This window comes from Sporomusa sphaeroides DSM 2875 (assembly GCF_001941975.2).
Lineage (GTDB): Bacteria > Bacillota > Negativicutes > Sporomusales > Sporomusaceae > Sporomusa > Sporomusa sphaeroides.
In genome coordinates this window covers 21,221-27,500 of sequence record NZ_CP146991.1, presented here as the reverse complement: position 1 = coordinate 27,500, position 6,280 = coordinate 21,221, and the positions used below count along the sequence as shown (strand labels likewise).

The following is a 6,280-nucleotide window of genomic DNA, read 5'->3' as shown; positions in this document are numbered from 1 at the left end:
GCTCGCCGCTACTTAGGGAATCTCGTTTGATTACTTTTCCTCCGGGTACTTAGATGTTTCAGTTCCCCGGGTGCCCTCACTACTAAAGTAGTGTGACGGTGCATTACCACCGCCGGGTTCCCCCATTCGGAGATCTAGGAGTCAAAGCTTGCTTGCAGCTCATCCTAGCTTTTCGCAGCTTACCGCGTCCTTCTTCGGCTCTTGGCGCCTAGGCATCCACCGTATGCCCTTATTAACTTGACTTACCTAGCTGCAACTGTCTATAAGCCGCCATCTGCGTCGTTGCTCCTCGGAGTATTTGCTTGCGTACATCAGTACGCGGCGCTGCATACTCCTCCGGTGCGCCTAGCAGCTGACACCTTCTAGCCAGTTTCGCCTCAACTTATACTAGCGTTTGCTAATCTAAGTTCTAATAAAAAAAATCCTAATTGCGCGTAAAGAACTTCTCATATGTTACTATGAGACATTACTTTACTTTGCTTTCTTCTGTGCAGTTTTCAAGGAACAACGGAACGCATTGCGTTCCTGAACCAGCAACTTCCTAATCTCCCAGGCCGTTTCCAGCCAAGTACCTTCGGCGTTTATGGGCTTAACTACTGTGTTCGGGATGGGAACAGGTGGAGCCCCACAGCTATCGTCACTGGATATGTTGTTTTCAGGAATATCTATGTTAGCATGGTCACTCGTATATTTCAACAAGTAACTTTTACTAATTAGCATTCCCTCAAAACCAAACAATGTAAGTGTAATGTATCTGCCAAATGTACCGACCTAGGATTTCAGACTGTATTTCAAGTCTGTTATCTCCCTAGAAAGGAGGTGATCCAGCCGCACCTTCCGATACGGCTACCTTGTTACGACTTCACCCCAATCATCGACCCCACCTTAGACGGCTAGTTCCATTACTGGTTACCCCACCGGCTTCGGGTGTTGCCAACTTTCGTGGTGTGACGGGCGGTGTGTACAAGGCCCGGGAACGTATTCACCGCAGTATGCTGACCTGCGATTACTAGCGATTCCGACTTCACGGAGGCGAGTTGCAGCCTCCGATCCGAACTGAGAGCTTGTTTGTGTGTTTGGCTCAACCTCGCGGTCTTGCTTCACTTTGTTTAAGCCCATTGTAGTACGTGTGTAGCCCAGGACATAAGGGGCATGATGACTTGACGTCATCCCCGCCTTCCTCCGCATTGTCTGCGGCAGTCTCCCTTGAGTTCCCACCATCACGTGCTGGCAACAAAGGATAAGGGTTGCGCTCGTTGCGGGACTTAACCCAACATCTCACGACACGAGCTGACGACAGCCATGCACCACCTGTTTTTGTGTCCCCGAAGGGAGGGATCTATCTCTAGACCTTTCACTCAATGTCAAGCCCTGGTAAGGTTCTTCGCGTTGCGTCGAATTAAACCACATACTCCACCGCTTGTGCGGGCCCCCGTCAATTCCTTTGAGTTTCAACCTTGCGGCCGTACTCCCCAGGCGGGGTACTTATTGCGTTAACTCCGGCACAGAAGGGGTCGATACCCTCTACACCTAGTACCCATCGTTTACGGCCAGGACTACCGGGGTATCTAATCCCGTTCGCTCCCCTGGCTTTCGCGCCTCAGTGTCAGACACAGTCCAGAAAGTCGCCTTCGCCACTGGTGTTCCTCCCAATATCTACGCATTTCACCGCTACACTGGGAATTCCACTTTCCTCTCCTGCACTCAAGATTCCCAGTTTCCTGCGCCCATACGGTGTTGAGCACCGCACTTAGACACACGACTTAAGAATCCACCTACACGCCCTTTACGCCCAATAATTCCGGACAACGCTTGCCACCTACGTATTACCGCGGCTGCTGGCACGTAGTTAGCCGTGGCTTCCTCCTTTGGTACCGTCATTAGATTGCATTATTCACACAATCCACGTTCGTCCCAAACGACAGAGCTTTACAATCCGAAGACCTTCTTCACTCACGCGGCGTTGCTCCGTCAGACTTTCGTCCATTGCGGAAGATTCCCCACTGCTGCCTCCCGTAGGAGTCTGGGCCGTGTCTCAGTCCCAGTGTGGCCGTTCATCCTCTCAGACCGGCTACTGATCGTCGCCTTGGTGAGCCTTTACCTCACCAACTAGCTAATCAGACGCAGACCCATCTCTAAACGATAGCTTACATGTAGAGGCCATCTTTCTTAACTTAGCCATGCAGCCAAGTTACCACATTCGGTATTAGCACCACTTTCGCGGTGTTGTCCCCAGTTTAGAGGCAGGTTGTCTACGCGTTACTCACCCGTTCGCCACTAAGTATTTATTGCTAAATACTCCGTTCGACTTGCATGTGTTAGGCACGCCGCCAGCGTTCGTCCTGAGCCAGGATCAAACTCTCCATAAAATTTATTTATGGAGCCTTTTGTGGCTCATAAAGTTTTGAAATTGATGTTAGATGTAAAACATCTAACTAAGCGATCACAGCAAAATCACAGATTCCGTGTGCCTGCTTATATTTAAAGTGCTCATTGAGCACCGCACATCTGGCTTTTTTATGATGCATTACTTACATTGTTCAGTTTTCAGAGAACGACGCGCATGAATGCGCTGCTGTCTCGGACGCATCTTGCACATTTTATCCGGGACATCATCGCCGTAACAGCGACAACTCTTTTATGTTACCACGCTTACGCTACCGTGTCAACATATTTATTTTGGTATTTACTGCCGCCACTATAGGTTTTGGTTATTATTACCTCCCATTGAGACGACTTGCTTATATTATCACGCATTTGTTGATTATGTCAATAACAGTTTATTCCATAACACAGTGCAGGCGGCGGTTATGCATAAGCGGAGGGTCGGCACCAACGGCGCGGCATTGTGGAATTATACTGTTTGTTAGGACAAAAAAACAGAGTGCCCCGCCATGGCGGGGCACCGCTAACTTTAATCGTTATTAGCCTTTTTTTCAACAACAGCCAATGCTATTACCTGATCCTCCGCATCGGTGCGCATAACTTTTACACCCTGCGTGCTGCGGCTGGTTATCGATATGGTATCAATCTCCATCCGGATGATAATGCCGTCAATGGTTATTAACATTAGCTCCTGTCCGGGCTTGACCACTTTAATGCCAACTACATGGCCAATTTTTTCAGCCGAGTTTGGTTTGATATTAATAACACCTTTGCCGCCCCGTCCGGTTATCCGGTAGTCGGTGACCGCAGTACGTTTGCCATACCCTTCAGAAGTTATTGTCAGCACTTCACCATCTTTTTTGGTTACATCCATGCCAACAACCTGATCGCCTGGTTCCAGAGTTATGCCTCTGACACCATGCGCTGTCCGGCCCATAATCCTGACATCGGCTTCACGGAAAACAATGGCCTTGCCATCCCGGGTACCCATAATGATATCGCATTCGCCATTTGTCAGTTTAACGCCAATCAAGTCATCATCTTCATCTAAGGAAATTGCAATTAAGCCGCCTTTACGGGCGGTATCAAAATCAAGCAGTTCCGATTTTTTGACAGTACCTTTTTGCGTAGCCATAAACAAGTACCGTTTGGCACTGAACTCTTTGATCGGAATAACAGCAGTGATTTTTTCATCTTTCTCCACTTGCAGCAAATTAACGATAGCCGTTCCTTTGGCTGTGCGCCCGGCCTCCGGTAGTTCATAGCCTTTTAACCGGTACATCCGTCCCCTGCTGGTGAAAAACAGGAGATTATGATGAGTTGTCGCCACAAATAAATGCTCGACAAAATCTTCTTCTTTGGTTCCCATTCCGGTTACGCCTTTGCCGCCCCGCCGCTGACTGCGATAGGTATCAACCGGCAAACGCTTGATATAGCCTTGGTGAGTCAAGGTTATTACAATATCCTCTTCCGCAATCAGGTCTTCCATGTCCATTTTGGAAACATCGCTGGTAATGACCGTACGCCGTTCGTCCGAAAACCGTTTTTTAACATCTAAAAGTTCTTCTTTGATGATGTTCATTACTTTGCTTTCGTCTGCCAGTACGCCTTCCAGCCATTCGATGGTCTCCATTATGTCCTTATACTCGTTCTCAATTTTTTCACGTTCCAGTCCGGTCAAACGCTGGAGACGCATATCCAGGATAGCCTGCGATTGCTTTTCACTCAGGCTGAATTTATCCATTAATGCATTTTTAGCTATTTCCGGAGTTTGCGATTGCCTAATTGTGCTAATAACAGCATCCAGATGATCAAGCGCAATTTTCAAGCCTTCTAAAATATGAGCTCTGGCCCGCGCTTTAGCCAATTCAAACTTAGTGCGGCGAACAATTACTTCTTTTTGATGTTCCAGATAATGATAAAGAACTTCCCGCAGGTTAAACACTTTGGGACGACCGTTTACCAGAGCCAGCATATTAACCCCGAAAGTATCCTGCATCTGGGTATGCTTATACAACTGATTTAACACAACATCTGCATTAGCATCCCGTCTAAGTTCGATAACCACTCTCATACCATTGCGGTCGCTCTCATCTCTAAGATCGGTAATGCCGTCAATGGTTTTGTCCCTAACAAGGGCAGCAATGTTTTCAATCAATTTGGCTTTATTAACCTGATACGGCAGTTCACTCACCAAAATACGCTGTTTACCGCCAGACATATTTTCTATTCTGGCTTGAGCTCTGATTTTAACACTGCCCTTACCGGTAGTATAAGCCTGTCTAATGCCTTCCCGTCCCAGGATTAAAGCTCCTGTGGGAAAATCAGGGCCTTTAATGGCCATCATTAAGTCGGTTATAGTTACCTCAGGATTTTCAATCATCATTATGAGGCCATCAACAACTTCCCCCAGATTATGAGGAGGAATATTGGTAGCCATCCCTACCGCAATACCCGAAGAACCATTGATCAAAAGGTTGGGTATTTTGGCCGGCAGTACCGCGGGCTCTTTTAACGATTCATCATAGTTGGGAACAAAATCAACGGTGTCTTTTTCAATATCTGCCAGCATTTCTTCAGCAATCCGTGACATGCGCACTTCTGTGTAACGCATAGCCGCTGCCGAATCTCCATCAACAGAACCGAAGTTTCCATGTCCGTCTACTTGCATGTAACGGGTCGAAAAATTCTGCGCCATACGGACAATGGCATCATATACCGAACTATCGCCATGAGGGTGGTATTTACCAAGCACTTCACCGACAATACGCGCCGATTTTTTGTACGGCTTATTGGCAGCCATTCCTGCTTCGTGCATGGCATACAGTATCCGGCGATGAACAGGTTTTAGTCCATCGCGGACATCAGGCAATGCCCGCATAACAATTACACTCATAGCATAGTCAATATATGAATTTTTCATTTCATCTTCAATTTTGATCGGCAATACTTTGCCTAAACCAAAATCCAAACCATCTTGCACAAAACCACCTCAATAATTCGTCATTCTACTATAATTTCCCCACATATGCAAAAAAATCCTGCAAACACCAGACAAAGTCAAAAACAATCTCTATTATCCCGCCTGTAACCGAACTTTTCTTCAAACCATATACTACTATAAAGAAAACACGGCTTGCGTCAAGCCCTTGGCGACAGCACAAGCCGATGTTAATCCTGCTCTTAAGAAAGTTAGACTTTCTGTTAGGGCGAAAGACAACACTGTCTCATCATGACAGCAGGAGGCGTAAGATTCATGAGCATTTTTTATGTATTGCTGCTCGGTTTGGCAGTCAGTATTGACGGTTTCGTCGCCGGTGTCGCTTATGGTTTGAAAAATATCAGGATGCCCTTAATATCACTCATCATTGTCGGTATAGTTGCAAGCATCTGTACCGCTGTGGCAATGGTTATGGCCTATATGGTCGGTCAATTTATCAATACCGATATTGCGCTTATCCTTGGCGCGTTACTCCTGATTTTGCTTGGCTTATGGAGCCTCGGCCAACAGTATTTTACCAAAAGTGTCACCTCCTATGAAATGGATGGCGAGGTTACCGCCCGTAAACTGACTTTTTCATTTGGCCGGCTGGTTGTCAGTATTATGGCCAAACCGGAAACTGCTGATGTCGACAGACTGGGCTTCATCAGTTCACTGGAAGCAGTATTCTTAGGCTTGGCCGTTGGTGCTGATGCCATGGTGGGTACCTTTGCCGTTGCGCTTATGGGTTCACTGCCGCTCTACACACCAATAGTCATAGGATTGATACATATGATATGTATTGCAGGCGGCTGCTACTCTTCCCGCAAATTTTTCCCGGAAAACTTAAAAAAACGCTTTCCCTATCTTCCCGGAACCTTATTAATTATCTTAGGACTGCTGCGTCTGGGCTGA

2 protein-coding genes and 3 rRNA genes (1 of these 5 only partly in view) are annotated in these 6,280 nt (G+C 47.0%); 1 reads left to right on the top strand and 4 read right to left on the bottom strand.

What is annotated here, in order from left to right; all coding sequences use genetic code 11:
• The 4 genes from SPSPH_RS00115 to gyrA form a co-directional block, all read right to left on the bottom strand.
• Positions 1-243: ribosomal RNA gene (locus SPSPH_RS00115) — 23S ribosomal RNA — on the bottom strand (it extends 2,674 nt beyond the left edge of the window).
• A gap of 285 nt (positions 244-528) precedes the next feature.
• Positions 529-645: ribosomal RNA gene (gene rrf / locus SPSPH_RS00110) — 5S ribosomal RNA — on the bottom strand.
• A gap of 167 nt (positions 646-812) precedes the next feature.
• A 16S ribosomal RNA gene (locus tag SPSPH_RS00105) occupies positions 813-2,369 on the bottom strand.
• The 16S, 23S and 5S rRNA genes sit together here, the layout of an rRNA operon.
• 545 nt (positions 2,370-2,914) lie before the next feature.
• Positions 2,915-5,356, bottom strand: coding sequence for a DNA gyrase subunit A (gyrA, locus tag SPSPH_RS00100; RefSeq protein WP_075756569.1), 2,442 nt, complete (start codon positions 5,354-5,356; stop codon positions 2,915-2,917).
• Between the two features lie 285 nt (positions 5,357-5,641).
• On the opposite strand from gyrA, the gene SPSPH_RS00095 reads away from it, so the two are divergent.
• Complete coding sequence (locus SPSPH_RS00095) at positions 5,642-6,280, top strand: manganese efflux pump (RefSeq protein ID WP_075756520.1); 639 nt, start codon at positions 5,642-5,644, stop codon at positions 6,278-6,280.

Excerpts from the sequence above, each read along its gene's own strand:
- SPSPH_RS00095 (WP_075756520.1), top strand. The coding sequence starts at position 5,642 with ATGAGCATTTTTTATGTATTGCTGCTCGGTTTGGCAGTCAGTATTGAC.